The organism is Duganella sp. CF517 (assembly GCF_900110275.1).
Taxonomy (GTDB): Bacteria; Pseudomonadota; Gammaproteobacteria; order Burkholderiales; family Burkholderiaceae_D; genus Rugamonas.
This window is the reverse complement of sequence record NZ_FODC01000002.1, coordinates 187,036-213,981: the sequence shown is the minus strand read 5'-3', so window position 1 is coordinate 213,981 and position 26,946 is coordinate 187,036. Positions and strand designations below refer to the sequence as shown.

Genomic DNA, 26,946 nt, shown 5'->3' with positions numbered 1-26,946 from the left:
CATGTCGTGCGCGAGCGGTTCCGTTCCCACCGAGCAAAACCTTCTGGTCGAGGACTTGCTGCACGTTCACCCGCTCACGGCGGCGCGGCGCTATCGGCCGTCCGATCGCGGCGAGCTGGTCGAAGCGGTCATGCGGGCCGCCGCCGCGGGGCGCGGCGTGCGCCCGCTGGGGTCGAACTGGTCGCTGTCGGACACCGGCGTCGCGCCGGACGTGATCGATACGGGCGCCTTGTCACGCCACCTCAGCGCGCCTTTCCCCGTTCCCGGCCAGGCGCTGCCGCCTGAGCGCTTGCGCGGCGGCGGCGACTTCCTGCGCCGCGCCTGCGCCGACGACGCGCGCCTGCGCGGGCGCCACTTCGTCCATGTCGAGGCCGGAATCAAGCTGCGCGACTTGCTGGCCGACCTCGCCGGCTGCGGCCTGGCGCTGCCGACGATGGGCGACGGCGCCGGCCAGTCCCTGGCGGGCGCGATATCGACCGGCACGCACGGCGGCGACCTGCGCGTGCCGCCGCTGGTCGAGTGGGTCCGCGCCGTGCATCTGGTGAGCGCCACCGGCAGGGAAATCTGGATCACGGCGGGCGACAGCGCGTTCGCGGCCGCCCCGCTGGTGATGCAGCTGCCGGACTGGTGCCCGGACGCCCGCTTTATCGCGGACGACGACACCTTTGCCGCCGTGCGCCTCGGCGCCGGAAGAATGGGCGCGGTGTACGCCTTCGTGCTCGAGGTGGTCGAGCAATACACGCTGGTCGAGTGCAACTTCGAATATCGCTGGCCCGAGCTGGGCGCGCGGCTGGCCGCCAGCCGGCTTGGCGCCGACGGCGTGGCGAGCGGCCTGTTCGACGCGCCGCTGCGCGACCTGGACGCCGGCTTGTTCCGCAGCGAGGTGCTGCGGCGCACGTATTATCCAGCCGTGGGGCGGGAAGCGAAATTCATCTATGAGCGCGGAGCGGAGCGCTGGCCCGGCGTGCCGGCCTACTTCGACGCCCACCCCGAGGTCTACGCGCGCCTGCTGGACGAACTCAAGCTCTCCGGCCTGGCCGCCGACTTGCGCGGCGGGCCGGCGCTGCCGCTGCACCACCTGAACATCGCCATTTCGCTGGCCGACCCGCAGCGGTGCTGGGTGCGGCGCCGCTGGCGGCGCGCGCAAGCGGTGCGCGCCCACGAGGTCGGGCCCGCCGCCGACGACGCGCTGATCGCGTCGGTCAAGGCCAACAAGACCAACCCGTCCGGCATCGTGGGGGCGCTCAAGGATCGGCTCGAGCTCGATCCCTTGCTCGACTTCCTGGGCTGGCTGACGCACGACCCGAGGAAGCAGCGCCTCGACTGGTACCTGGACCACGGGATCGCGGATATTGCCGCGCAGCACCAAGCGATCGGCGCCACCAGCGGCGAAACGGTGTTCCTCGTGCTGCGCCGCATCGCCACGGACGCCGTGCTGGAGGCGGGCGGCGACGTCGCGCGGGCGGTGTCGGAGGTGATCGGCGGCGGCTTCGCCAAACTGGCGCGCGCCGGGCCGGCCAGCGGCGGGCTGCATCTGAACATGCTCGACGCCCATGACTACGGCCTCGACGGCGCGCAGTGCGGCAACTCCGGCGAGTTCCACTTCGATGCCGCCGGCGGCGGCTTCCTCGACTTCATCGGCGACGCCATGCGGCTGGCGCGCCAGCCGGGGCACGGCCCGGTGTTTGGCTACATCGGCATCCGTTTCACGCCCGCCGCCTCGGCGCTGATCGCCATGCAGCAGTTCCCGCTGACGGCGTCGGTGGAGGTGGCCACGGCGCGCTCGCGGGTGGACGATGTCCACGCCGGCTTCTGGTCGGCGCTGCACGACGCGGCCCGCGCCCGCCGGGGCATTCCGCACTGGGGGCAGGAGTTCCGGCATACGGGGGCCGAGCTGGAGGCGCTGTACGGCACGCGCCTGCGGCGCTGGCGCGCCGCGCTCGCCGACCTGTGCCACGGCGCGCCGGCAGTGTTCAGCACCGCCTTCAGCCGCGACAAGGGCCTGGAACCGCTCGGCGGCGGCGCGACCGACGACGACGCGATCGACCTGTTCCTGGCCGCGCTGGCCGCCGGCGACGACTAGGCCGGGCGCCGCCGGCCGCAAAACCACTATTTCGATGTGACAATCCCGCCTGGGAGCATGGCTGGCGGCCAAAATGTGCTAGTTACCTTGCCCCCATGCTAAAATCCCACGCTTGCCTGTCTGATTAGGACGGGCGGCGCAGGAGTGCAGTACGTGCGGCATACATTGCTTAAAAGATAACCCACAGTCAAAGATCAGTCGACCCGCCAATGGATCAATTCGCAAAAGAAACAATCCCTATTTCCCTCGAAGAAGAGATGCGCAAGAGCTACCTCGATTACGCGATGAGCGTGATCGTGGGCCGCGCGTTGCCTGACGTGCGCGACGGCTTGAAGCCGGTGCACCGCCGGGTTCTGTACTCGATGCACGAATCGAATTACGTGTGGAACCGCGCCTACGTCAAGTGCGCCCGCGTGGTTGGCGACACGATGGGTAAGTACCACCCGCACGGCGACGCCTCGATCTACGACACGCTGGTGCGCATGGCGCAGCACTTCTCGCTGCGCTATATGCTGGTCGACGGGCAGGGCAACTTCGGTTCGGTCGATGGCGATGGCGCGGCGGCGATGCGTTACACAGAGTGCCGCCTCGACAAGATCTCCGCCGAGCTGCTGGCCGACATCGACAAGGAAACGGTCGACTTCCAGCCCAACTACGACGGCAAGGAAAAAGAGCCGACCGTCTTGCCCACCCGCATTCCGAACCTGCTGATCAACGGCTCGTCCGGCATCGCGGTCGGCATGGCGACCAACATTCCGCCGCACAACCTGCATGAAGTGATCGCTGGCGCGCTGCACGTGCTGCGCAACCCGGCCTGCACCATCGACGAGCTGATCGAGCTGATCCCGGCGCCGGACTTCCCGACCGGCGCCACCATCTATGGCGTCTCGGGAGTGCGCGACGGCTACCGCACCGGCCGCGGCCGCGTGGTCATGCGCGCCAAGACCCACTATGAAGAATACGGCAAGGACGGTGGCCGCACCGCGATCATCGTCGACGAGCTGCCGTACCAGGTCAACAAGAAGTCGCTGCTCGAGCGCATCGCCGAGAATGTGCGCGACAAGAAGCTCGAAGGCATCTCCGACATCCGCGACGAGTCCGACAAGTCCGGCATGCGCGTGGTCATCGAGCTCAAACGCGGCGAAGTGCCGGAAGTGGTGCTCAACAACCTGTACAAACAGACCCAGTTGCAGGACACCTTCGGCATGAACATGGTGGCGCTGGTCGACGGCCAGCCGCGCCTGCTGAACCTGAAAGAGATGCTGCAGTGCTTCCTGTCGCACCGCCGCGAAGTGGTCACGCGCCGCACCGTGTTCGAACTGCGCAAGGCGCGCGAACGCGGCCACGTGCTCGAAGGGCTGGCGGTCGCGCTGGCCAACATCGACGACTTCATCGCCCTGATCAAGGCGGCGCCGACGCCGCCGGTGGCGAAGGCGGCGTTGATGGATCGTTCGTGGGATTCGTCGCTGGTGCGCGAGATGCTGGCCCGTACCGGCGAGGGCGCCACCGTCGGCGGCATCGAGGCGTTCCGCCCCGAGCACCTGCCGAAGCACTACGGCATCCAGGCCGACGGCATGTACAAGCTGTCGGACGACCAGGCGCAGGAAATCCTGCAAATGCGCCTGCAGCGCCTGACCGGCCTGGAACAGGACAAGATCGTCAACGAATACAAAGACGTGATGGCAGAAATCGCCGACCTGCTGGACATCCTGGCCAAGCCGGAACGCGTCACCACCATCATCGTCGACGAGATGACCCACGTGGTCAACGAATTCGGTGATCCGGCCAAGGATCCGCGCCGTTCCAACATCGAGCATAACGCCACCGATCTGGGCACCGAAGACCTGATCACGCCGCAGGACATGGTGGTGACGTTGTCGCACACCGGTTACATGAAGGCGCAGCCGATCACCGAATACCGCGCGCAAAAGCGCGGTGGACGCGGCAAGCAGGCCATGGCGACCAAAGAGGAAGACTGGATCGACCAGCTGTTCATCGCCAACACGCACGATTACATCCTGTGCTTCTCCAACCGTGGCCGCATGTACTGGCTCAAGGTGTGGGAAGTGCCGCAAGGCTCGCGCAACTCGCGCGGCAAGCCGATCGTCAACATGTTCCCGCTGGCCGACAACGAGAAGATCACCGTCATCCTGCCGCTGTCGGGCGAGAACCGGACCTTCCCCGAAGACCATTACGTCTTCATGTCGACCAGCCTCGGTACCGTGAAGAAGACGCCGCTGAAGGACTTCAGCAATCCACGCAAGGCCGGCATCATCGCGGTCGACCTGGACGAGGGCGACTTCCTGATCGGCGCCGCGCTGACCGACGGCGAGCACGATGTGATGCTGTTCTCGGACTCCGGCAAGGCGGTGCGCTTCGACGAGAACGACGTGCGTCCGATGGGCCGCAACGCCCGCGGCGTGCGCGGTATGAACCTGGACGAAGGCCAGCGCGTGATCGCGCTGCTGGTGGCGGAAAACGAGCAGCAGTCGGTGCTGACGGCGACCGAGAACGGCTTCGGCAAGCGTACCCCGATCATCGAGTACACCCGTCACGGCCGCGGCACCAAGGGCATGATCGCGATCCAGACCTCCGAGCGTAACGGCAAGGTGGTGGCGGCGACCCTGGTCACGCCGACCGACGAGATCATGCTGATCACCACCGGCGGTGTGCTGATCCGCACCCGCGTGGCGGAGATCCGCGAGATGGGCCGCGCCACGCAAGGCGTGACCTTGATCGCGGTGGAGGATGGCACCAAGCTGTCCGGCCTGCAGCGCGTGGTCGAAACCGACATCGACGAAGTCGAGCTGGAACCTGGTCCGGACGGCAAGCCTGTCGACGCGCCGGTGGCCGACGCGCCGCTGGACAGCGCGGCCGACGACACCCCGGCGGACGACAATCCGGCGGAATAAGCGCAGCAAACAAAGCCCCGGTCGCGGTATCGGACCGGGGCCGGCGGGGCCAGGGTTTATTTCGCGGATTAGTGCGACAATAACACTGGCCCCGTTGTCATTTTAAGAGAGAATCCATGAAAAAAGTCGTAGCAGCTGTTGTCACCGCCGTCGCCCTGACCGGCGTAGCACCTTCGTTCGCGCAAACCGCCGCGCCGGCGCCAGCCGCCGCCGCCATCGATCCGGCCACCCTGGCCGCGTCGCAGGAGTTGTTCGAGGCGATGAACCACCGCGCCATGATGACCGGGATGATGAAGCAGATGTCGCAGGGGATCGCGCAGTCGATGCGCGCCGGCGCCGAGGCGGGCATCAATAACAATCCGAAGCTGAACGCCGAGCAGAAAAAGCAGGCGCTCGCCAAGATGGAAGCGGAACTGCCGGCGTTCATCGCCGGGATGCAGGGCGTGATGAACGACCCGGCCATGATCGACGAAATTTTGGCCGAGACGGTGCCGATCTACGCGCGCACTTTCAGCGCCGATGAATTGAAACAGATGACCGCCTTCTACCGCACGCCGGTCGGCGCCAAGATGCTCGCCGCGACGCCGCAGTTGATGGCCCAGGGCATGCAGGTGGGACAGCAGGTGGTGAGCCGCCGCATCGGACCGTTGATGCAGAAAATGCAGCAAGAAAGCAAACAGTAACCACGCAAAGGATCCACAGTGACTCACATCTATAACTTCTCCGCCGGCCCGGCCGTGCTGCCGAAGGAAGTGCTGGCGCAAGCCGCCGCCGAAATGCTGGACTGGCATGGCAGCGGCATGTCGGTGATGGAGATGAGCCACCGCGGACCGGAGTTTATCTCGATTTACAAGGCGGCCGAGCGCGACCTGCGCGAGCTGCTGGCAGTACCGGACAATTACAAGATCTTGTTCATGCAGGGCGGGGGCTTGTCCCAGAACGCCATCATTCCGTTGAATCTGGTCGGCCACAAGCCGCAACCAGCAACCATCGATTTTATCCACACCGGTTCGTGGTCGGGCAAATCCATCAAGGAAGCGGCCAAATACGCCAACGTCAACATCGCCGCGTCGTCGGCCACCGGCGTGCCGCCGCAGTCGGAGTGGAAGCTCACCCCCGGCGCGGCCTACCTCCACATGTGCACCAACGAGACCATCGACGGCATCGAGTTCGACTTCGACGCCGGCGTGCCGGCGGCGCGGCCGGACGTGCTTCTCGTGGCCGACATGTCGTCGCATATTCTGTCGCGCCGGATCGACGTCTCGAAGTACGGCGTCATCTTCGCCGGCGCGCAGAAGAACATCGGCCCGGCCGGCGTGACGATCGTCATCGTGCGCGAGGATTTGCTGGGCAAGGCGCTGCCGGCATGCCCGTCGGCGTTCGACTTCAAGCTGGTCGCCGACAACGACTCGATGTACAACACGCCGCCCACCTACGGCATCTACATCGCCGGCCTGGTGTTCCAGTGGCTGAAGAAGAACGGCGGCGTGGCCGCCATGGAAAAGGTCAATATCGCCAAGGCGGAGCTGCTGTACAAGGCGCTCGACGTCGACGATTTTTACCAGACCAGGGTGGCGAAGGAAAGCCGCTCGCGCATGAATATTCCGTTCTACCTGCAGGACGAAAGCCGTAACGAAGAATTCCTGGCCGGCGCCAAGGCGCGCGGCCTGCTGCAGCTCAAGGGCCACAAGTCCGTCGGCGGCATGCGCGCATCGATCTACAACGCGATGCCGATCGAGGGCGTACAGGCGCTCGTGGATTATTTGAACGAATTCGCCGGCAGGACAGCTCCCGCCGCCAGCAATGACTTGAAAACGCCATGACAGACAAACTCACCCCCCTGCGCGAACAAATCGACGCCATCGACGCGCAAATCCTCGACCTGTTGAACCGCCGCGCCAAGGTGGCGCAGGAAGTCGGCCACGTCAAGGCCGAAACCAACGCCCCGGTGTTCCGCCCCGAGCGCGAAGCGCAGGTGCTGCGCGGCGTGGCCGAGCGCAACCCCGGCCCGATGGGCAACACGGAAATGCAAACCATCTTCCGCGAGATCATGTCGGCCTGCCGCTCGCTGGAAAAGCGCGTCACCGTCGCCTTCCTCGGCCCGGCCGGCACCTACAGCGAACAGGCGGTCTACCAGCAGTTCGGCACCGCCGTCGACGTGCTGGCCTGCTCGTCGATCGATGAAGTCTTCCGCGCCACCGAAGCCGGCACCGCCGAATTCGGCGTGGTCCCGGTCGAAAATTCGACCGAGGGCGCGATTGGCCGCACGCTCGACCTGCTGCTGCAAACGCCGCTGACGATCAGCGGCGAAGTGGCCATCGCCGTGCGTCACAGCCTGCTCACCGGCACCGGCAACATGGACGGCGTCACCGCCATCTGCGCCCACGCGCAGGCGCTGGCGCAGTGCCAGATCTGGTTGAACAATAACTACCCGGACGTCGAACGCCGCGCCGTCTCGTCCAACGCCGAAGCGGCCCGCATGGCGCGCGACGACCATACGATCGCCGCCATCGCCGGCGAGCGCGCCGGCGTGCGCTACAGCCTCGGCACCGTCAAGGCCAACATCCAGGACGATCCGCACAACCGCACGCGCTTCGCCGTCATCGGCCATCTGCAAACCGGCCCGTCGGGCAAGGACCGCACGTCGATGGCGCTGGCCGCGCCGCACCGCGCCGGTTCGGTGTATCGCCTGCTTGGATCGCTGGCGCAGAACAACGTGTCGATGACCCGCTTCGAGTCGCGCCCGGCACGCAACGGCAACTGGGAATACTACTTCTACGTCGACGTCGAAGGCCACATCCAGAACGAATCCGTGGCCAAGGCGCTGGACGAGTTGCAAAGCAACGCCGCTTTCTTCAAGGTGCTGGGATCGTACCCGGTGAGCCTGACTTAATCTAAAACATAGAACAGAGACAGAACATGACCAAGAACTACGGACCGGAATACGTTAGAGCCATCGCCCCTTACCAGGCCGGCAAACCGATCGCCGAAGTGGCGCGCGAATTCGGCCTCGACGAGGCCTCCATCGTCAAGCTGGCGTCGAATGAAAACCCGTTCGGCGTGCCGGAATCGGCGGTGCAGGCGATGACCGCCGCCGCCACCGACCTGGGACGCTACCCGGACGCCAACGGCTTCGAGCTGAAAGCGGCGCTGTCCAAACGCTACGACGTGCCGGCCGACTGGATCACCTTGGGCAACGGTTCCAACGACATCCTGGAAATCGCCGCCCACGCCTTCGTCGAGCGCGGCCAGGCCATCGTCTACTCGCAGTACTCGTTCGCCGTGTACGCGCTGGCGACGCAGGGCGTCGGCGCGCGCCACATCGTGGTGCCGGCCCGGGCCTACGGCCACGACCTGCCGGCGATGCTGGCCGCCATCGACGCCGACACGCGCCTGGTCTTCATCGCCAACCCGAACAACCCGACCGGCACCTTCATTCCGGCGGCCGACATCCAGGCCTTCCTGGACAAGGTGCCGGCCAACGTGGTGGTGGTGCTGGACGAGGCCTACAACGAATTCCTGGCCGAGGAAAACCAGTTCGAATCGGCCGAATGGGTCAAGCGGTATCCCAACCTGCTGGTGTCGCGCACGTTCTCGAAGGCCTACGGCCTGGCGGGCCTGCGCGTCGGTTTCGGCATCGCCCAGCCGGCGCTGACGGACCTGATGAACCGCATCCGCCAGCCGTTCAACGTCAACTCGATGGCGCAGGCGGCTGCCATCGCGGCGCTGAACGACAAGGACTTCCTCAAGCGCAGCGCCGCCAACAACGCCGCCGGCTACCAGCAGTTCACCGAAGCGTTCACGCAGCTGGGACTGGAGTTCGTGCCGTCGTACGGTAACTTCGTGCTGGTCAAGGTCGGCAACGATCCGGCGGCCGGTTCGCGCGTCAACCTGTCGTTGCTGAAGCAGGGCGTCATCGTGCGCCCGGTCGGCAACTACGGCTTGCCGGAGTGGCTGCGCATCTCCATCGGCCTGCCGCAGGAGAACGCGGTGCTGATCGCCGCGCTGACCAAGGCGCTGGCGGAGTGACAGGGAGCGACGACATCATGCTGAACAAGGTGGTCATTTTCGGCGTGGGCCTGATCGGCGGATCGTTCGCGCGTTCGCTGAAGAAGGCCGGCGCCGTCGGCAGCGTGGTTGGCATGGGCCGTTCGGCGGCCTCGCTGGCGCGCGCCAGGGAGTTGGGCGTCATCGACGTCATCGGCGAGTCCGGCGACGAGGGCATGGCCGAGGCGTTGCAAGGCGCCGACCTGGTGCTGCTGGCCGCGCCGGTGGCGCAGACCGAGGCGATCCTGTCGGCCATCGCGCCGCATCTGCAACCCGGCACCGTGGTCACCGACGCCGGCAGCACCAAGTCCGACGTCGTCGCGGCCGCGCGCCGCGCCCTGGCTGGCAAGGTGGCGCAGTTCGTGCCGGGCCATCCGATCGCCGGACGCGAAACCAACGGTCCCGAGGCGGCCATCGACGATCTGTATGTCGGCAAGAAGGTGGTGCTGACGGCGCTCGATGAAAACGCGGCCGAAGACGTGGAACGCGTGGCCGCCGCCTGGCGCGCCTGCGATGCCGTCATCCACCGCCTGTCGCCCGAAGAACATGACAAGGTGTTCGCCGCCGTGAGCCATCTGCCGCATTTGCTGGCATACGCCCTGGTGGACGACATCGCCAACAAGCCGCATGCGGATTTACTGTTCCAGTATGCGGCCAGCGGTTTTCGCGATTTCACAAGGATCGCCGGATCGTCGCCGGAAATGTGGCGGGACATCAGCCTGGCCAACCAGTCGGCGCTGCTGACGGAGCTGGACGCCTATCTGGCACAATTGACGGGACTGCGCGCCCGTCTGGCCGCCGGCGACGGCGCCGCGCTGGAGAACGTGTACGGCAACGCCCAGCGCGCCCGCCACCAGTGGATCACCGCGATCGAGGCGGCCGAAGCGCCGCCTTCAAAAGATAAAGCTGAATAGACAGCAGAACAAGGAACAGTATGACCCACGAATATATCGACCTGGCGACGGTCGCGCATGTGCAGGGCGCCGTGCGCCTGCCAGGCTCGAAGTCGATCTCCAACCGCATCCTGCTGCTGGCGGCGCTGTCGCAAGGCGACGTCGCCATCGTCGACCTGCTGGCCTCCGACGACACGGCCGTCATGCTGGCCGCCCTGCGCTCGCTGGGCGTGCAGTGGACCGAAGAGAAAACCGCCACCGGCACCATCCACCACGTCAAGGGCGTGGCGGGCGTGCTGCCGAATACATCGGCCGATCTGTTCATGGGCAACGCCGGCACCGCGATCCGTCCGCTGACCGCCGCGCTGGCCGTCATCGGCGGCGACTACAAGTTGCACGGCGTGCCGCGCATGCACGAGCGCCCGATCGGCGACCTGGTCGACGCGCTGAACGCCGCCGGCACCGACGTCGAATACACCGGCAACCCGGGCTTCCCGCCGCTGCACATCAAGCAGGGCAAGATCCACGCGCAACGCCTGTCGGTGCGCGGCAACGTCTCGAGCCAGTTCCTGACCGCGCTGCTGATGGTGGCGCCGCTGATGGCCAAGGAGCACGCGATCACCATCGACGTCGAAGGCGAGCTGATTTCCAAGCCGTACATCGAAATCACCTTGAACCTGGTGCGACGCTTCGGCGTGAAGGTCGAGCAGGACGGCTGGAGCTCGTTCACCGTGCAGCCGGGCCAGGTCTACCAGTCGCCCGGCACCATCCACGTCGAGGGCGACGCCTCGTCGGCGTCGTACTTCCTGGCGGCCGGCGCCATCGCCGGCGGTCCCGTGCGCGTCGAAGGCGTGGGCCGCGATAGTATCCAGGGTGACGTGCGTTTCGTCGCGGCGCTGGAGCGGATGGGCGCGCAGATCACCATGGGCGACAACTGGATCGAGGCCAAGTCGAACCGCGTGCTCAAGGCCATCGACGCCGACTTCAACCACATTCCCGACGCCGCCATGACGATCGCGGTGGCGGCGCTGTACGCCGACGGCACCAGCACCCTGCGCAACATCGCCAGCTGGCGCGTGAAGGAGACCGACCGCATCGCGGCCATGGCGACCGAATTGCGCAAGGTCGGCGCCATCGTCGAGGAGGGCCCGGATTACATCAAGGTGACGCCGCCGCCGACGATCACGGCCGCCACCATCGACACCTACGACGACCACCGCATGGCGATGTGTTTCTCCCTGGTGTCGCTGGACGGGGCCGCGCGCAAGGGCGCCGTCATGCGCATCAACGATCCCAAGTGCGTCGGCAAGACTTTCCCTGAATACTTCGCGGCGTTTGCCGCGATTGCAAAATAAATAACTGAATAAATAACCGAGCAAAATGGTCACATCCCAAATCCCAGTCATCACCATCGACGGCCCGACCGCATCCGGCAAGGGCACCGTCGCGCACCGCGTTGCCGATAAGCTCGGCTTCCATTACCTGGATTCGGGCGCCCTGTACCGCTTGACGGCGCTGTCGGCCCTGCGCCGCGGCACCGACCTGAACGACGAACACGCGCTGGCCAAGCTGGCCGAGCACCTGCAATGCAGTTTCCAGGGCGGCGACATCATTTTGTCGCAGGAAAACGTCACCGACGCCATCCGTGCGGAAGAGGTGGGTAATACCGCTTCCAAAATTGCCACATTCCCGACCGTGCGCCACGCGCTCGTGGGGCTGCAACTGGGTTTCCGCAAGGCGCCGGGCGTGGTGGCGGACGGGCGCGACATGGGCTCGGTGATCTTCCCGCACGCGGTGTTGAAGGTGTTTTTGACGGCGTCTGTCGCGGCCCGGGCCGATCGCCGTTATAAGCAATTGATTGGCAAGGGAATTTCTGCTATTATGGAAGACCTACTGATGGATTTGCAGGCGCGGGACGACCGGGATACCCACCGGGCCATCGCGCCGCTGGTGCCAGCGGAAGGGGCGCATGTGCTGGATACATCCAATATGACCGCTGATCAAGCGGTCGAACAGGTGTTGCAGTGGTATGCGGCAGTGGGCAAGCCCCACTGAAAATGTAGCAAAGGCGGGTCCGGCGGCGCGAGTAAGTGGTTACTCACCAAGCGCTTGCGGGACTTTGATCAACCTTAACCCAACTGAAGTCGCATTCGCGAGCCTTGTTGGCAACCTGGAAGTCACAATGTCTAATATGGAAAGTTTTGCAGCCCTCTTCGAAGAATCCCTGTCGCGTCAAGACATGCGTTCGGGCGAAGTGATCTCGGCTGAAGTCGTTCGTCTGGATCACAACTTCGTGATCGTCAACGCCGGCCTGAAATCGGAAGCATTCATCCCAGTTGAAGAATTCAAGAACGACCACGGCGAACTGGAAGTCAAAGTAGGCGACTTCGTTTCCGTGGCGATCGAATCGCTCGAAAACGGTTTCGGCGACACCATCCTGTCCCGCGACAAAGCCAAGCGTCTGGCTTCGTGGCTGGCCCTGGAAAAAGCGATGGAATCGGGCGAGATCGTCGTCGGTACCGTCAACGGCAAAGTCAAGGGCGGCCTGACCGTTCTGACCAACGGCATCCGCGCGTTCCTGCCGGGTTCGCTGGTCGACACCCGTCCGGTCAAGGACACCACCCCGTTCGAAGGCAAGACCCTCGAATTCAAGGTCATCAAGCTGGACCGCAAGCGTAACAACGTGGTTCTGTCCCGCCGCGCCGTCATCGAAGCTTCGATGGGCGAAGAGCGTCAGAAGCTGATGGAAACGCTGAAAGAAGGCACGGTCGTGACCGGCGTCGTCAAGAACATCACCGACTACGGCGCGTTCGTGGATCTGGGCGGCATCGACGGCCTGCTGCACATCACCGATCTGGCATGGCGTCGTGTGCGTCACCCATCGGAAGTGCTGACCGTTGGCCAGGAAATCACCGCCAAGGTCCTGAAGTACGATCAGGAAAAGAACCGCGTTTCGCTGGGCGTGAAGCAACTGGGCGACGACCCATGGACCGGTCTGTCCCGTCGTTACCCACAAAGCACCCGTCTGTTCGGTAAAGTCACCAACCTCACCGACTACGGCGCGTTCGTTGAAGTCGAGCAGGGTATCGAAGGCCTGGTCCACGTGTCGGAAATGGACTGGACCAACAAGAACGTCGCTCCAAACAAAGTTGTCCAGCTGGGCGACGAAGTTGAAGTCATGGTTCTGGAAATCGACGAAGAGCGTCGCCGTATTTCGCTGGGCATGAAGCAGTGCAAAGCGAACCCATGGGATGACTTCGGCGTGACCCACAAGAAGGGCGACAAAGTCCGTGGCGCGATCAAGTCGATCACCGACTTCGGCGTGTTCATCGGCCTGGCCGGCAACATCGACGGCCTGGTGCACCTGTCCGACCTGTCGTGGACCGAAACCGGCGAAGAAGCCGTTCGCCGCTTCAAGAAGGGCGACGAGCTGGAAGCCATCGTTCTGGCCATCGACGTCGAGCGCGAGCGCGTTTCCCTGGGCGTCAAGCAACTGGAAGGCGACCCGTTCAACAACTTCGCCGCCATGAACGACAAGGGCGCGCTGGTTACCGGCACCGTGAAATCGGTCGAGCCTAAAGGCGCCGTGATCCAACTGTCCGAAGAAGTCGAAGGCTACCTGCGCGCTTCCGAAATCTCCCGCGACCGCGTGGAAGATGCCGGTACGCACCTGAAGGTTGGCGACTCCGTCGAAGCCCTGGTCATCAACATCGACCGCAAAGCGCGTTCGATCCAGCTGTCGATCAAAGCCAAAGACAACGTCGAGACCCAGGAAGCGATGCAGAAAATGGCCGCTACCGACAACAACGCAGCTTCGGGCACCACCAGCCTGGGCGCGCTGTTGAAAGCCAAGTTCGATAACAAGAACTAAGAACTAGTCGATGACTAAGTCCGAGTTGATCAACCGCCTGGCTGAGCGTTATTCTCAGCTGGTGGCCAAAGATGCGGAGTATGCCGTCAAGACCATTCTGGATGCGATGACCAACGCCCTGGCGACCGGTCAACGCATCGAGATCCGCGGTTTTGGCAGTTTCGCTCTGAATAGCCGGCCACCGCGTATCGGACGTAATCCGAAGTCGGGCGACAAAGTGATGGTGCCCGAAAAACGGGTGCCGCACTTCAAGCCGGGCAAGCAATTGCGCGAGCGGGTCGACGCGATGGTCGGGCAACCGATCATCGAGGACTGAAGCGTCTGATGGTTTGACAAGAAAGCGGCGTCCTCGGATGCCGCTTTTTTTTACGCGCTTTTTTGCGCTTTTTTTGCGCTTTTTTTGTAGTATTTGGTGACTAGTGCCATACTGGCGCTCTTAGAAATCCAGAACAGGAACCAGGCTGATGAAATTCGTATCCACCCTCATTGGAATCGTCCTATTCGTCTTGTTTTTTGGCTTTGCCCTGAAAAATACGCAGGAAGTCGATCTGCACTTTTTCCTCCACTATGATCTGCGCGGCCCCCTGGTGCTGATGCTGCTCGGCTTCTTCGTCGCCGGCGCCGTCCTCGGCGTGCTGGCGCTCACGCCGACCGTGTTCCGCCACCGCCGCGAAACGAACAAACACAAAACCACCATCACGACGCTGCAATCGTCGGCGCAGCAGGTCAACGCGCAGCCGCAGCCCGATGGCGTCACCACACAATAAGCACCACTATCCACTACAAGAACAAGCATGGAATTTGAACTCTGGATGTTATTGGGCATCCCGCTCTTCTTCGGCATGGGATGGATCGCCGCGCGCGTCGACATCCGCCAGCTGGTGTCCGAATCGCGCACGCTGCCGCGCGGTTATTTCAAGGGCCTGAACTTCCTGCTCAACGACCAGCCGGACAAGGCGGTCGACGCCTTCATCGAGATCGTGCGCATGGACCCGGAGACGGCCGACATGCACTTCGCCCTCGGTAACCTGTTCCGGCGCCGTGGCGAGACCGAGCGCGCCATCCGCGTCCACCAGAATTTGCTGGCGCGTCCCGACCTGCCGCAGGAGCAGAAGGAGCACGCCGAATACGAATTGGGCATGGACTACCTGAAGGCCGGCCTGCTGGACCGCGCCGAGGAAACCTTCAATCGCCTGATCCACAGCCAGTACGCGGTGCCGGCGCGGCGCGCGCTGCTGGAGATTTTCCAGCGCGAGAAGGAATGGCCGCGGGCCATCGAAGCGGCCATCGGCCTGCAGGAGTCGGGCGCCGGATCGCGCCAGAAGGAAATCGCGCAGTTCTACTGCGAGCTGGCGCAGGACGCGCTGGTGCACCTGCATCCCGAGGACGCGCTGCCGCTGCTGGAGAAATCGCTGCAGGCCGACCGCGTCAACGTGCGCGCGACCCTGTTGATCGGCGACGCGCAGCTGGCCAAGGACGATGTCGAAGGCGCGTTGATGACGTGGCGCCGCGTCGAACAAATCAGCGTGCCGCACACCGCGCTGGTGGCGCAGCGCATGATGGACGGCTACCGCAAGGTCGGCCGCCCGCTCGAAGGCGTCAATCTGATCAAGTCCTACCTGGAGCAGGCGTCGTCGATCGACTTGCTGGAGGTGGTGTACAAGGCGGTGCTGGAGCTGGACGGCCTGGATGCCGCCAAGGACCTGGTGGTCAATGAGCTGCGCCGCACGCCGACGTTGCTGGGACTGGACAAGCTGCTGGAAGCGCGCCTGGTCGACGCGCCGGCGAGCGTGGTGTCGGAACTGTCGATGGTGAAGAACCTGGTGCACGGCTACACGCAGAAGCTGGCGCGCTACCAGTGCAGCCATTGCGGCTTCAAGGCGCGCCAGTTCTACTGGCAGTGCCCAGGATGCAGCCGCTGGGAGACCTACCCGCCGCGCCGCACCGAAGAACTGAATGTCATGAATTAAGAATAAATCAGAGGACCATGTGAGTACTTCCGTCACCGCTTTTCAATCCCCCGCACTGGACAAGGTGCGCATCCTGGTCGTCGGCGACGTCATGCTGGACCGCTACTGGTTCGGCGACGTCAGCCGCATTTCGCCGGAGGCGCCGGTCCCCATCGTGCGCATCGAAAAGCGCGAAGCGCGCCTGGGCGGCGCCGCCAACGTGGCGCGCAACGCCGCCGCGCTGGGCGCGCACGCCGGCCTGCTGGGCGTGGTCGGCGCCGACGAAGCGGGCACCGAAGTGGAACAGCTGCTGCAAAACTGCGGCATCCACAGCTACCTGAAACGCGACGACGCCATCTCCACCATCATCAAGCTGCGCGTCATCGGCCGCCAGCAGCAGATGGTGCGCATCGATTTCGAAGAGGCGCCGACCGACACCGTGCTGCGCGATAAACTGGTGCAGTTCAAGGCGCTGCTGGCCGACTACGACGTCATCGTCCTGTCGGACTACGCCAAGGGCAGCCTGGTGAACGTGGCCGACATGATCGCCTCCGCGCGCGCGGCCGGCAAAGTGGTGATGGTCGATCCGAAGGGCGACGACTTCTCGCGCTACAGCGGCGCCACCGTGCTCACGCCGAACAAGTCGGAGATGAAGCGCATCGTCGGCAGCTGGAACAGCGAGGAACAATTGACGGCCAAGGCGCAGCAACTGCGCGCGGAACTGAAGCTGGATGCGTTGCTGCTCACGCGCTCGGAAGAGGGCATGACCCTGTACACCGAGAACGACCAGTTCCACATGCCGGCGCAGGCGCGCGAGGTGTTCGACGTCTCGGGCGCGGGCGACACCGTCATCGCCACGATGGCGTGCATGCTGGGCGCGGGCGCGGGCTGGAACGAAGCGGTGCAAACGGCCAACCGCGCCGGCGGCATTGTCGTGGGCAAGCTTGGCACCGCGACAGTCACGCGCGAAGAATTGTTCGACGCCGGCGCCAGCGTTTGATCTAGCTCATACGAACAGCGTCAACCGGCATTGCGTCCCCACCCGTTAAGGGTATTCAAGGTGCGATTTCCGCCCTTGCTCGACACCAACCACGGAGACAGACATGTTCAAAAAACTAATGCTGGGTATTGCCACGCTGGCCGCCACGATGAGCTTTGCGTTCGCACAAGTCGATGTCAATAAAGCGGACGCGGCCGCGCTCGATGCGATCAAGGGCATCGGCCCGGCCAAATCCACCGCCATCCTGGAGGAACGGAAAAAAGGCGAGTTCAAGGACTGGGCCGACTTCGAACAGCGCGTCAAAGGCGTCGGCGGCAAGAACGCCGCCAAACTGTCGGAGGCCGGCCTGCTAGTGAACGGCAAGTCGAAGGAGGGCGCCGGGGCCGCCGCCAAACCCAAGGCCGACAAAGCCGCTCCCAAAGCGGGCCCCACGCCGGTCGCCGCAGCAGGTAAATAAATCCGTCAGATCGGCAACAGCCCGCAGCCCCGCGCTGCGGGCTGTTGCGTTTTTAGGTCTGGTAAGATAGCGCGACATTTTGATTGGAGTCCGCACATGTCGCCGCTGAAGATTTCCAGGATACTCCACGCGGGTTATGTCTTCGAACACGAAGGCACGCAGATACTGTTCGATCCGATTTTCGAAAACCCGTTCAGCCGCAACTGCCACGCCTTTCCCGCCGTGCGCTTCGACCTTGAGCAGATCAGGAAGCTCACGCCGGACGCCGTCTTCATCTCGCACTTCCACGACGACCATTGTTCGATGGAGAGCCTGGACCTGCTGCCGCGCGCCACGCCGATCTATCTGTACTGCCTGTTCGACGAACTGTTCGCGATGATCCGTGAGCTCGGGTTCACCGACGTGCGCGCGCTGGCGGTCGACGCGCCGGTGCTGGTCGGCGCGGTCGAGATCATTCCGCGCAGGGCGCTCGACGCCGATGTCGATTCGATGTTCCACATCCGCGCCGGTGGCTTGAATGTGCTGAACGTCGTCGATTCGTGGATGGACCCGGAGACGCTGGAGCAGCTCACGGCCCACGCTCCGTGGGACATGGTGCTGTGGCCCTTCCAGACCATGCGCGAGATCGACGTGATCGCGCCCTCGCGCGCGGAAGGCGGCCAGCCGGAACTGCCGGAGGAATGGCCGGAGCAGCTGCGCGCGCTCAAGCCGCGCTATGTCGTCCCCAGTTCCTGCCAGTTCGTGCAGGAGCCGTGGTCGTGGTACAACCACGCGCTGTTCCCGATCACCTACCGGCAGTTCGAGCGCGAGGTCGGCGCCTGGCTGCCGGACGCGCGCGTGGTCCGCCTCAATCCTTCCGTCGCGATGGATCTGACGCCGCAAGCGCTAACGCCCGCCGCGCCGCTGCCATGGGTGCTGCCGGTCGGCGAACAGGACGTCGATTATCGATACGACGCCGGCATCGCGCCGCCGCCGACGTCCGACATCGCCGCCCATTTCGCGCCGCTGACGGAGGAGCAAACCGCGCTGGTGCTGGACTACTGCGGTGCGGGCCTGCTCGATAAATACCGGGAGATGGAACTGCCGCCGGACAGCTACTTCGAAACGCCGTGCGTCTGGCAGTTGTCGGTGTACGATCACGCGGGCGCCGTGCGGCAGTACCGCTACCGCATCCATGGCGACAGCATCGCAGCGGTGGGGGACGAGGAAGCGCCGTCCTGGCGGACCGAAATCCCCATCGCCAAGCTATACGCGGGCCTGGCGCTGGGGGAGTCGCTGACGTCGATGTACATGCGGATCAGCGGTGCGCCGGCGGACGCCGACATCGTCGACGATCCGCTGATACGCTGCCTGTTCAACGACGCCTTCGGCGCCTACCAGGCGGCGCAACTGCGGCGCCTCAAGGAGGCTAGGCAGGCCGCGTGAGGAAATCGAAGACCGCGGGATTGTCGTCGATGGTGGGCAGCTGGAGGATTTCCTTGTGTGCGAGCGTGGTGTCGGCATCCTTATAGCCCGCCTGCCAATGCTCGTTCATCGTCCTGCGGGAAAACTCCACATCCTTGTACTGTCCCTCGTAAGTCGCCGAACGGTAGACCATCTCGACGATGTTGTAGCGCGCGGGATCGCCCGCCGCCGCCAGCAGCTTGGCTTGCGGACTGGCCGCCATGTCCGGCGGGATCACGGCCAGCAGTTCGCTCAGCGCGGTGTGCAGCTTTTTCACCCTGCGCAGGGAGTCGGTTGCCATGCGCGTGCGGCTCGAATACTGGATCTCCTTCATCCGCGTGGCGACGCTGGCCATATCGCGTGGCAGTTCGCCGTGGGCGCTCCACAGATCGACCTGCCAGACCAGCGTATCGAGGCCCGAGCTGTTGGATAGCACCCATTCCAGCGGCGTGTTCGACACCATGCCGCCATCCCAGTACTTTTCGCCGTCGATCTCCACCGCATCGAAGGCCGGCGGCAAGGCGCCGCTAGCCATGATGTGCTCGACCCGTATGTGCTCGGTGGCGTTGTCGAAGTAGGCGAAGTTCCCGGTGCGGACATTCACCGCGCCCACGCTGAGCCGCGTCTCGCGCGCGTTGATGCGATCGAAATCGACCAGGCGTTCGAGCGTCGCGCGCAGCGGCGACGTGTCATAGAAGCTGGTGGCGCCGCCACCGCCAAACGCGAACGACGGCATGCGCGGCTCGAAGAAGCCCGGCACGCCGCGTACGAACGCGCTGCCCGCGGCGAGCTGGTTGACCCAGGCGCGCGCCGTGTCGGCAAGCGCCAGGCCGCTCCAGTTGGCGCCCGCTGCGCAGGCGCCGCCATCGCTGACCAGTTCCCAGAATTCGCGCAGCCGCGCCACCCGTTCCTGCCGCGCGTTGCCGGCGATGATGGCGCTGTTGATGGCGCCGATCGATATGCCGGACAACCAATGCGGCTCGATGTCGCTTTCCAGCAGGCGCTCGTAGACGCCGGCCTGGTAGGCGCCCAGCGCGCCGCCGCCTTGCAGCACCAGGGCGACGCTGCCGAACTCCGACGGACCGGCGCCGGCGGGCGTCGGCCTGCCGCCCGGCGATGCGCTGGCGTCTCGCTTATTCACGTTCCGGCACCGGCACGTTGAAGCCGTTCAGCGTGGTCGATACCAGCGCGTACAGGCCCACCAGGTAAATCAACTCGTTGGTGCCATGCTGGCCGAAGGTGTCGATCGCGAGCCGGTATAGCGGCTCCGGCAGCGTGCCGCCGCGACTGAGCGCGTACGAGAAGTCGAAGGCGACATTCTCCTCCTTGGACAGGTCGACCGGCTTCAGGTCACCACCAGCGCGGCCAGGCGCTCGGCCGACATGCCGGCTTTCTCGGCGACGGCGACGTGCGCATACAGTTCATAGGCGGCGTTGTAGCGGGCGCCGACAACCAGAATCGCGATCTGGCGCACGTTGTCCGGCAGGACGGCGTTGGCCGTCATGGCCAGCGTCAGGTCCCAGATCGCCTTGCCGATGCCCGGTTCGTGCAGCCAGGGATTCCAGGGGCCCATCAGGGCGCCGTCGTCGCGTTCGACCTTGAAGGCGTTGAAGTTGCTGGCGATGCCTTTGCGCATGCTGTCGTACAGGTCTTTTTGTTCGGGGCTCAGTTCGTTCGGGGGGATGAGTGGAAGTCGCATTTTGTCCTCGCATGGTTGAAGTATGATGTCGAGGAAACAAATGGGACGTTGAGGTCTTGCGTGTTGCCTCGGCTTTCATTCTGGCATGGATGAGTTCGGCGTTCGATTAAATCGCCCTTAAGGAGAGAGTATGTTAGTGACACTCGGCCGCCGCATGCGTACCGGCGCCATGGCCGCGCTGCTGGCGTTCGCCGGCATCGGCGCCGCGCACGCGCAATCGGTGGCCTTCACCTTCGACGACGGGCCGCGGCTGGAGCAGACGCCGTTGATGTCGCCGCAGCAGCGCAACCGGGCGATGCTCGACGCGCTGGCCGCGCACAAGGTGTCGGCGGCGTTGTTCGTCACCTGCGACTTCGGCGCCACCAAGCCGGCCGGCTACGCGCTGGCGAAGGCGTGGGGCGACGCGGGGCACGCGCTGGGCAACCACACGATGACGCACCTGGATCTGGCGGCGGCGGACGTGACGCTGGCGCGGTATCAGCAGGAGCTACTCGATTGCGACCGCATCACCTCGACCTTGCCGGGGTATCAAAAGTGGTTCCGGTTCACCTACCTGCGCGAAGGGAACACGCCGGAGAAGCGCGACGGCATGCGCAGCTTCCTCAAGGAGCGCGGCTACCGCAATGGCTACGTAAGCCTGGACACCAGCGACTGGCGGCTGGACGAGAAGTTGACCCAGGTGCTGCGCGCCGATCCCAAGGCGGATATCGCGCCGATCAAACAGGCCTACCTGGCGCACGTCAAACAGCGTGCGATCGCCTATCGCGATTTGTCGCGCAAGCTGGAAGGGCGCGATATTCCGCAGGTGCTGCTGCAGCATCACAATCTGCTGAACGCGTTGTGGTTGAAGGATGTGATCCAGCAGTTCGTCGACATGGGATGGACCATCGTCACGCCGGCGCAGGCGTATGCCGATCCGGTGTATCAGTTGCAGCCGGAGCGCCAGGCGCCGGGACAAAGCCTGTTGCTGTCGATCGCCCGCACGCGCGGCATGGGCAAGTTCGAAGGGTGGGAGCGCATCGTGGACGACGGCGATTTCGAGATCGAGCAGCTGGAGAAGTTGGAATCCGCCCCGGCGCCATTGGGACGCATCGATCATCTGCCTGAGGTGGACGTGAAGGCGATGCAGGGACGCCTCGATCCTGCGCTCTCCAAGGCGGTTGCCGAAGCGCAGAAATCCGAGGCGCCAACCACGCCATATTATCAAAGTTCCCCGGCGTTCAATTCGGCCAATTCCGATACCATGACGGCCGCTTTTATTGCGGCCAAGGTACCGGATTGTCTGCACTCGGAGGGGCTGAAGCGCCAGCCGACGTTTTTCCTGACCGGCTATCTGGCATTGCCGTTCATCGCTATCGCCAAGCTGCGGGGGAAGTGTATCTAGCGTGGGACCGCGCCAGCTAACCTTCGCGCACGCGCACGTAGCCCCTCCGAGGTATATCAGCCCGGCGCGAAGCCCATTAAGCTTGGTGTTTCGCTTCGGCAGCCGGAACCGGTCTGCGCCGAAATGTCCATCGCAGCTCTTTCCGAAAGCACTCTGCCATGAAAGATATCGTCTCCGCCCAGCGCCGCTACTTCAACGCCAACCACACCAAGCCACTGGACTTCCGCATCGCGCAACTCGAGAAGCTAAGGGCGGTACTGCGTAGTAACGAGCCAGCGCTGGAGGCGGCGATCCACCGTGATTACGGCAAGCGGCCGTTCGAGACGTTTCTGTCCGAGTTCTTCCTGGTCTACGATGAAATCGAGGTGGCGATCGCCAACCTTGGCACATGGGCCGCGCCGAGCCAGGTCGACACCAATGCGCTGAACCAGCCCGCGACTAGCTACGTGCTGCCCGAGCCGCTCGGGTCGAGCTTGATCATCGGTCCCTGGAACTATCCGTACCAGCTGTCGCTGGCGCCGGCCATCGCCGCCATCGCCGCCGGTTGCACCGTGTTGCTCAAGCCTAGCGAACTGACCGCGCACTGCAGCGCGCTGTTGGCCGAGCTGATCGGCCAGACGTTCGCGCCGGATTTTTTTGCCGTGGTAGAAGGCGGCGTTGCCGAGACCACCGCGTTGCTGGCCGAGAAATTCGACATCATTTTCTTCACCGGCAGCGTGCCCGTCGGCAAGATCGTCTATCAGGCGGCAGCCAGGCACCTGACACCCGTGGTGCTGGAACTGGGCGGCAAAAGTCCGACCATCATCGCCCCGGACTGCAACCTGGCCATCGCCGCGAAGCGGCTGGTGTGGGCCAAATTCCTCAACGCGGGCCAGACCTGCATCGCCCCCGATTACGTCTGCGTCCACCGCAGCGTGTACCTGGCGTTCCTGAACTGCGTGGTCGAGGAGGTCGAACGTGCCGCGTACGATGTGGATGCCGGCAATTACGTCAGGATCGTCAACGAGCGCAATACTGAACGGGTTGCAAGCCTGATCGAGCCCGCCAAGGTCATCCTGGGCGGCCGCTATGACATCGCGGCCCGCACCATCGAGCCGACAGTGATGCGCGACGTCTCATGGGCCGACAAGGTGATGCAGGAGGAGATCTTCGGTCCGCTGCTGCCGTTCCTGCCCTATGACGACCTCGATGCGCTGATCGCCAACATCAAGGACCGTCCCAAGCCGCTGTCGCTGTACCTGTTCACCGAGGACGCGGCGGTCAAGCAAAAGGTGCTGGCCGAGATATCGTTCGGCGGCGGTTGCATCAACGACGCGATAATGCACATCGCCAACGGCGAGCTGCCGTTCGGCGGTGTGGGCGATAGCGGCATCGGCAGCTACCACGGCGAAGCCGGCTTTCGCGCCTTCTCGCACTACAAGAGCGTGCTCGACCGGGCGGTTGTCGAAGACCCCGAGGTCAAGTTCCCGCCCTACACGGACGAAAAACTGGCGCTGCTCAAGGCGGTGGTGGGCCTGGGCGGTTGACTTACTCCGAGGCCAGGATGCCGCGCTTGAGGGCGAGCGTGACGGCGTGGGTGCGGTTGGCGGCGGCCAGCTTCTCCATGATGTTCTTGACGTGCACCTTGGCCGTGTCTTCCTTGATGAACAGGCGTAGCGCGATGTGCTTGTTGGAAAAGCCCAGGGCCACCAGCTTGAGCACGTCGACCTCGCGCTGGCTCAAGGTGGGGCCGGGGTTGGCGTTCAGGCTGGCGGCGATGTCGGGAGGAACGCAGCAGCCGCCGGCATGGACCAGGCGGATGGCATCGGCGATATCCTGGCGCAGTGAACTTTTGAGCAAATATCCGGCCGCGCCGGCCTGCATCGCCCGCCGCACCAGCAGGTCGCCGAAAAACGTCGTCAGGATCAACACCCGCGCCCTGGGGGCGCTGGCGCGGATGGCCAGCAGCGCTTCGATGCCGTCCATGTCCGCCAGCCCGATGTCCATCAGCGTCACATCGGGCTGGAAGGTTGAAAACTGCGCAATCGCGGAGGCCGCGCTCAACGCGGTGGCGACAATGTCGAAGTCCTGGTGCGAATTGACCATCCGCACCATTCCGTCGAGAAAAATCGGATGATCGTCGACCAGCATCAGGCGGATAGGGGAAGTGCTCAAAGCGGTGGGTCCTTGGTTTTTTCTAGCATATACTTCTTGTCATCTTCCTGCCAGTCCCTCACGCCATGCGCCTGTCACCTTCGAGTACCGTCTTCCTCGCCTTCGTGCTCGCCGCATTGGCGTTGTTGGGGCCGGCCCGGGCGGCGCAGCCGAGGCCGTCGCTTGCGTCGCTGGACCATACCAGCTGGACCGAGCGCCATGGCGCGCCGCTGAACATCGTCACCATGGCCGAGACGCGCGACGGCTTTTTGTGGCTCGGTTCCGGGCGGGCCCTGTACCGCTTCGACGGTGTCAGCTTTACCGAAGCGACAGTCGATGGCGCGTCCTTCCCCGGCACCGAGGTCTACAAGCTGGTCGCCGACCCGGGCGGTGGGCTGTGGATCGGTTGGGCGATCGGTGGCATCAGCTTTCTGAAAGACGGTAAACTTCACAACTACGGCACCAAGGAGGGGGCGCCCAGCGGCACGATCTGGGATTTCGCCTTCGACCAGGAGCGCGGCGTGTGGGCGGCCGGCCTTGGCGGCGTGAGCCGGTTCGACGGCCACGCCTGGCGCAAGATCGGCGCTGCCGAGGGCTTCACCGGCCAGCGGGGCTCAACCGTGTTCGTCGCCAACGACGGCACCGTGGCCATCTTTTCGGAAAAAGGCCTCTACACACGGGCCAAGGGCGCGCAGCGTTTTAGCGGTCCCCTGGGGACCACCGACACCGGTCTGCCGCCACAGCAACGCCAAGACGGCACGCTCTATTATTATAACGACTTCGGCATCCGGCGCATCGCCGGCTTGCCGCGATACGAGAAAACCGACTTTCCCTGGCTGCACAAGAAAGATCCGAGCCAGCCCGGCATGATGCTGCTGGACCGCTCCGGTATGCTCTGGTTCAACACCGCGCAGGGATTGCACCGGCTCAATCCGCAAGACGCCGGTGCCGGCATGGAGACCTATACGTCCAGAGACGGGCTTACCGGCAATGGCATCCAGGCATTTGCCGAAGACCACGAGGGCAATATATGGGTGGCGACCGCCCAGGGCCTGGACCGCTTCCGCAAGAACAATGTCACGCCGCTGGTCTCGCCGTTCCAGCTCGGCGGCGCGCGCCTGCTCAGCGACACCGATGGCACTGTCCTGCTCGGGTCCGAGGCGGTGGAGGCGTCGTGGGTGCGCGCCTCCCCGAATGGCGACGTCAGCAGCGTTGGCCCGAATCTGAGCACGACCGCCGTGATGCGCGACCATCAGCAGCGTGTCTGGCGCGGGGGCGCCACGGCGATCGCGCGGTTCGATCAGCGCTCCGGCAGGCGGACCGATATCGGCTATCCGCCGGGGTTGATGACAAATGGCGAACTCCACCAGCTCGGCGAGGATGCCAGCGGTACGGTGTGGGCATCGTTCGTGGGGGCGGGCGTTTTTCGTTACCAGAACAACGCCTGGCGGCAAGAGGTGCTGTTGCCCAACGCCGGTAAAAATCCCGCCGTCAACATGGTGGCGGCCAGTGACGGCGGCATGTGGTTCGGCTACACCGATAATCGCCTCAGCTATCTGAAGGGAAACACGGTCACCTCCTTTACCGCAGCACAGGGTATGACAATCCGCAAAGTCGCGCTGTTGAAGGAATTGGGCGGCCACTTGTGGATCGGCGGCGAAGGTGGCCTGATGCGCCGCAGCGCCGGCGCCTTCCACCGGGTCGAAGCGGCGCTCCCGCATGCGTTCGACGGCGCGGTCGATATCGTCGACACCGCTGGCGGATACTGGATCCACAGTCTCGCCGGGCTGGTTTATCTCTCGCACGGGGAAGCCGCCAAGAGCATCCGCGAGCCCCGTCACCAAGTCAGGCTGCGGGTGTTCAACGAGCAGGATGGCCTGCACGGTTTTCCCGCCCTGCTGGACCCCGACTCGCTGGCGCTGGCCACCGACGGCAAGATATGGATCAGTAACATGCTCAACAGTTACGTCATCGATCCCGCCACCATCAGGGCCGATCCGACGCCGGCCCGGGTCCACCTGGACCAGGTCGATGCCGATGGCGTGGCGCGCCGCCCCGGCGCGCTGATGCAACTGCCCGCAAACGTGGGCCGGGTAAGGATCGACTTCACGTCGCCGGCGGTCACGTCGGGCGAGCAACTGCGCTTCAGGTACAAGCTCGAGGGCTACGATGCCGGGTGGACGCCGCTGGCAAAACAGCGCAAGGCGGAGTACACCAGCTTGCCACCGGGGCGCTATCGCTTGATGGCGCAGGCGGTCAATCGCGACGATGTCGCCGGTCCCGCGACGTTGCTGACGGAACTCGAAGTGCCGCCCACGATCGTGCAGACGGCCTGGTTCAAGGCCGCTTGCGCGCTGCTCGCGCTGGCGCTGCTGTGGTACGCCTACCATCTGCGGCTGCGCACCAGGTTCCGGGAATTGATGGCGCGCGAGAACGTGAGGCAGGCCGAGCGCGACAGGATAGCGCGCGAGCTGCACGACACCCTGCTGCAGGGCGTCCAGGGCATGCTGCTGCAATTCCAGTCGATCGCCAATGCGGTGCCGGCCGACGCGGCGTTGCGGAAAAATATGGAGCAGGCGCTCGACAGCGCTGAAAAAGTCATCACCGAGGGACGCGAGCGGGTGCAGGAACTGCGCGTCTACCAGCAGGTCAGCTCCGGCTTTGCCGACTCGATCGGCTACGCCGGCGCCAGCCTGGCCGAGCATCACCAGGTGCCGTTCACGCTGGAGGTCAAGGGCGCCGCGCGCGCCTTGAAGCCCGGGATCGACTATCAGTGGTACCGCATCATCAACGAGGCCGTGCTCAACGCCTACAAGCACGCCCGCGCCAGCGCCATCGAGGTGTTGATCACCTATGACGCGGCCGGACTGCACGGCTGCGTCAGGGACGACGGCACCGGCTTCGAGTGCTCCGATGCGGCCGCGCACGACGCGCCCGGCCATTGGGGACTGGTCGGCGTGCGCGAGCGCGTCGCCCTGCTGTGCGGCGGCATGCGGATCGCCTCCGCGCCCGGTGCCGGGACGACGGTGACGTTCTCGTTGCCGGCGGCGCTGGCGTTCGACGACGAGTGACGCG

General features: G+C 64.6%; 22 protein-coding genes. 19 read left to right on the top strand and 3 right to left on the bottom strand.

The features are described 5' to 3' along the window. Position 1: 1 nt before the first annotated feature. The 16 genes from BMX85_RS08015 (at position 2) to BMX85_RS07940 (ending at position 18,637) form a co-directional block, all read left to right on the top strand. Positions 2-2,083 carry an FAD-binding protein gene (locus BMX85_RS08015; protein ID WP_143067926.1) on the top strand — a complete coding sequence of 694 codons (2,082 nt, stop codon included), beginning with the start codon at positions 2-4 and terminating at the stop codon, positions 2,081-2,083. A gap of 209 nt (positions 2,084-2,292) precedes the next feature. Further along, the gene (gene gyrA, locus BMX85_RS08010; RefSeq protein WP_090315599.1) at positions 2,293-4,995 is read left to right on the top strand and encodes a DNA gyrase subunit A; all 2,703 of its coding nucleotides are present in this window, start codon (positions 2,293-2,295) and stop codon (positions 4,993-4,995) included. A 116-nt stretch (positions 4,996-5,111) separates the two neighbouring features. Beyond that, entirely contained in the window at positions 5,112-5,678 is a 567-nt protein-coding gene (locus BMX85_RS08005) for a DUF2059 domain-containing protein (RefSeq protein WP_090315597.1), read from the top strand. 18 nt (positions 5,679-5,696) lie between these two features. Beyond that, positions 5,697-6,818, top strand: coding sequence for a 3-phosphoserine/phosphohydroxythreonine transaminase (serC, locus tag BMX85_RS08000; RefSeq protein ID WP_090315595.1), 1,122 nt, complete (start codon positions 5,697-5,699; stop codon positions 6,816-6,818). Next, positions 6,815-7,888, top strand: coding sequence for a prephenate dehydratase (pheA, locus tag BMX85_RS07995; protein WP_090315593.1), 1,074 nt, complete (start codon positions 6,815-6,817; stop codon positions 7,886-7,888). The genes serC and pheA overlap by 4 nt, the downstream gene beginning before the upstream one ends. Before the next feature lie 26 nt (positions 7,889-7,914). Then, positions 7,915-9,024, top strand: coding sequence for a histidinol-phosphate transaminase (hisC, locus tag BMX85_RS07990; RefSeq protein ID WP_090315592.1), 1,110 nt, complete (start codon positions 7,915-7,917; stop codon positions 9,022-9,024). A gap of 17 nt (positions 9,025-9,041) precedes the next feature. After that, the gene (locus BMX85_RS07985) at positions 9,042-9,956 is read left to right on the top strand and encodes a prephenate dehydrogenase (RefSeq protein WP_177196711.1); all 915 of its coding nucleotides are present in this window, start codon (positions 9,042-9,044) and stop codon (positions 9,954-9,956) included. 20 nt (positions 9,957-9,976) lie between these two features. Beyond that, positions 9,977-11,290, top strand: coding sequence for a 3-phosphoshikimate 1-carboxyvinyltransferase (gene aroA / locus BMX85_RS07980; RefSeq protein ID WP_090315590.1), 1,314 nt, complete (start codon positions 9,977-9,979; stop codon positions 11,288-11,290). Positions 11,291-11,315: 25 nt separating this feature from the next. Then, positions 11,316-11,990 (top strand): (d)CMP kinase, encoded by a 675-nt coding sequence (gene cmk / locus BMX85_RS07975; RefSeq protein ID WP_090315588.1) that lies wholly within the window; start codon positions 11,316-11,318, stop codon positions 11,988-11,990. Positions 11,991-12,126: 136 nt separating this feature from the next. Then, the gene (gene rpsA / locus BMX85_RS07970; RefSeq protein ID WP_020705490.1) at positions 12,127-13,806 is read left to right on the top strand and encodes a 30S ribosomal protein S1; all 1,680 of its coding nucleotides are present in this window, start codon (positions 12,127-12,129) and stop codon (positions 13,804-13,806) included. Between the two features lie 10 nt (positions 13,807-13,816). Beyond that, positions 13,817-14,122: an integration host factor subunit beta gene (locus tag BMX85_RS07965; RefSeq protein ID WP_008446215.1), complete on the top strand. Its 306-nt coding sequence runs from the start codon at positions 13,817-13,819 to the stop codon at positions 14,120-14,122. Positions 14,123-14,270: 148 nt separating this feature from the next. Beyond that, a complete protein-coding gene (locus BMX85_RS07960) occupies positions 14,271-14,573 on the top strand; it encodes a LapA family protein (protein ID WP_090315586.1) in 303 nt (100 codons plus the stop codon). Between the two features lie 27 nt (positions 14,574-14,600). Beyond that, a complete protein-coding gene (gene lapB, locus BMX85_RS07955) occupies positions 14,601-15,776 on the top strand; it encodes a lipopolysaccharide assembly protein LapB (protein WP_090315585.1) in 1,176 nt (391 codons plus the stop codon). A 19-nt stretch (positions 15,777-15,795) separates the two neighbouring features. Further along, entirely contained in the window at positions 15,796-16,755 is a 960-nt protein-coding gene (gene rfaE1 / locus BMX85_RS07950) for a D-glycero-beta-D-manno-heptose-7-phosphate kinase (RefSeq protein WP_177196693.1), read from the top strand. A 103-nt stretch (positions 16,756-16,858) separates the two neighbouring features. Beyond that, positions 16,859-17,212, top strand: a complete 354-nt coding sequence (locus BMX85_RS07945) for a ComEA family DNA-binding protein (protein WP_090315580.1) — start codon at positions 16,859-16,861, stop codon at positions 17,210-17,212. A gap of 96 nt (positions 17,213-17,308) precedes the next feature. Next, on the top strand, positions 17,309-18,637 hold the full coding sequence (locus tag BMX85_RS07940; protein WP_090315578.1) for an MBL fold metallo-hydrolase: 1,329 nt from the start codon (positions 17,309-17,311) through the stop codon (positions 18,635-18,637). Here the strand turns inward: BMX85_RS07940 and BMX85_RS07935 are convergent. Further along, positions 18,621-19,796 (bottom strand): patatin-like phospholipase family protein, encoded by a 1,176-nt coding sequence (locus tag BMX85_RS07935; protein WP_090315576.1) that lies wholly within the window; start codon positions 19,794-19,796, stop codon positions 18,621-18,623. The genes BMX85_RS07940 and BMX85_RS07935 overlap by 17 nt on opposite strands. A 204-nt stretch (positions 19,797-20,000) precedes the next feature. After that, positions 20,001-20,354 carry a carboxymuconolactone decarboxylase family protein gene (locus BMX85_RS30915; RefSeq protein ID WP_229210346.1) on the bottom strand — a complete coding sequence of 118 codons (354 nt, stop codon included), beginning with the start codon at positions 20,352-20,354 and terminating at the stop codon, positions 20,001-20,003. Positions 20,355-20,484: 130 nt separating this feature from the next. Between BMX85_RS30915 and BMX85_RS07925 the strand changes: the two genes are divergently transcribed. Together BMX85_RS07925 and BMX85_RS07920 are read left to right on the top strand one after the other, a co-directional pair. Continuing rightward, entirely contained in the window at positions 20,485-21,738 is a 1,254-nt protein-coding gene (locus tag BMX85_RS07925) for a polysaccharide deacetylase family protein (RefSeq protein ID WP_229210345.1), read from the top strand. Between the two features lie 158 nt (positions 21,739-21,896). Continuing rightward, positions 21,897-23,264: an aldehyde dehydrogenase family protein gene (locus tag BMX85_RS07920; protein WP_090315574.1), complete on the top strand. Its 1,368-nt coding sequence runs from the start codon at positions 21,897-21,899 to the stop codon at positions 23,262-23,264. Between the two features lies 1 nt (position 23,265). On the opposite strand, the gene BMX85_RS07915 is transcribed toward BMX85_RS07920, so the two are convergent. Then, complete coding sequence (locus BMX85_RS07915; RefSeq protein WP_143067925.1) at positions 23,266-23,892, bottom strand: response regulator transcription factor; 627 nt, start codon at positions 23,890-23,892, stop codon at positions 23,266-23,268. 122 nt (positions 23,893-24,014) lie between these two features. Between BMX85_RS07915 and BMX85_RS07910 the strand changes: the two genes are divergently transcribed. Continuing rightward, positions 24,015-26,942, top strand: coding sequence for a sensor histidine kinase (locus tag BMX85_RS07910; RefSeq protein WP_177196692.1), 2,928 nt, complete (start codon positions 24,015-24,017; stop codon positions 26,940-26,942). The last annotated feature ends 4 nt before the right edge of the window (positions 26,943-26,946 follow it).

Coding starts and splice junctions, on each gene's coding strand:
- BMX85_RS08015 (WP_143067926.1), top strand. CDS start 2: ATGTCGTGCGCGAGCGGTTCCGTTCCCACCGAGCAAAACCTTCTGGTC.
- gyrA (WP_090315599.1), top strand. CDS start 2,293: ATGGATCAATTCGCAAAAGAAACAATCCCTATTTCCCTCGAAGAAGAG.
- BMX85_RS08005 (WP_090315597.1), top strand. CDS start 5,112: ATGAAAAAAGTCGTAGCAGCTGTTGTCACCGCCGTCGCCCTGACCGGC.
- pheA (WP_090315593.1), top strand. CDS start 6,815: ATGACAGACAAACTCACCCCCCTGCGCGAACAAATCGACGCCATCGAC.
- hisC (WP_090315592.1), top strand. CDS start 7,915: ATGACCAAGAACTACGGACCGGAATACGTTAGAGCCATCGCCCCTTAC.
- BMX85_RS07985 (WP_177196711.1), top strand. CDS start 9,042: ATGCTGAACAAGGTGGTCATTTTCGGCGTGGGCCTGATCGGCGGATCG.
- aroA (WP_090315590.1), top strand. CDS start 9,977: ATGACCCACGAATATATCGACCTGGCGACGGTCGCGCATGTGCAGGGC.
- cmk (WP_090315588.1), top strand. CDS start 11,316: ATGGTCACATCCCAAATCCCAGTCATCACCATCGACGGCCCGACCGCA.
- rpsA (WP_020705490.1), top strand. CDS start 12,127: ATGGAAAGTTTTGCAGCCCTCTTCGAAGAATCCCTGTCGCGTCAAGAC.
- BMX85_RS07965 (WP_008446215.1), top strand. CDS start 13,817: ATGACTAAGTCCGAGTTGATCAACCGCCTGGCTGAGCGTTATTCTCAG.
- BMX85_RS07960 (WP_090315586.1), top strand. CDS start 14,271: ATGAAATTCGTATCCACCCTCATTGGAATCGTCCTATTCGTCTTGTTT.
- lapB (WP_090315585.1), top strand. CDS start 14,601: ATGGAATTTGAACTCTGGATGTTATTGGGCATCCCGCTCTTCTTCGGC.
- BMX85_RS07945 (WP_090315580.1), top strand. CDS start 16,859: ATGTTCAAAAAACTAATGCTGGGTATTGCCACGCTGGCCGCCACGATG.
- BMX85_RS07940 (WP_090315578.1), top strand. CDS start 17,309: ATGTCGCCGCTGAAGATTTCCAGGATACTCCACGCGGGTTATGTCTTC.
- BMX85_RS30915 (WP_229210346.1), bottom strand. CDS start 20,354: ATGCGACTTCCACTCATCCCCCCGAACGAACTGAGCCCCGAACAAAAA.
- BMX85_RS07925 (WP_229210345.1), top strand. CDS start 20,485: ATGTTAGTGACACTCGGCCGCCGCATGCGTACCGGCGCCATGGCCGCG.
- BMX85_RS07920 (WP_090315574.1), top strand. CDS start 21,897: ATGAAAGATATCGTCTCCGCCCAGCGCCGCTACTTCAACGCCAACCAC.